The sequence below is a fragment of the Mycolicibacterium pyrenivorans genome (assembly GCF_025821625.1).
Lineage (GTDB): Bacteria > Actinomycetota > Actinomycetes > Mycobacteriales > Mycobacteriaceae > Mycobacterium > Mycobacterium pyrenivorans.
On sequence record NZ_JACKSH010000276.1, the window covers coordinates 2,684 to 2,998 of the forward strand.

A 315-nucleotide genomic window follows, 5' to 3' on the forward strand; every position below is an offset into this window, starting at 1 on the left:
ATCACCATCCTGGCCGCCGGTCACGATCGTCACCGTCGCGCCGGACAGTTCGTCGGAGTCGGCGTCGAGCACCTCGACGACCGAGACCACCTGAACCGGTGACCCACCCAACGTGTAAATCGGGGTGCCGATGGTGGTGATCACCGGCGGCAGCCCGATCACCGTCACCACTGCAACACCCGGGGCCAGACTCTCAACCTCGGCCTCATCCATCACACTGATCGTGATGCTGCGCGGCAGCCCGCCCTCGGCGGTGGAGAACGTGACCGCCTTGATCGCCGCCTCATACTGCGCGATCGTCGCCGTCCCAGTGAG

General features: G+C 66.0%; 1 pseudogene. It reads right to left on the bottom strand.

Annotated features, from left to right (window positions below):
- Positions 1–315 (bottom strand): annotated as a pseudogene (locus tag H7I57_RS30220) (hypothetical protein); the annotation flags it as partial.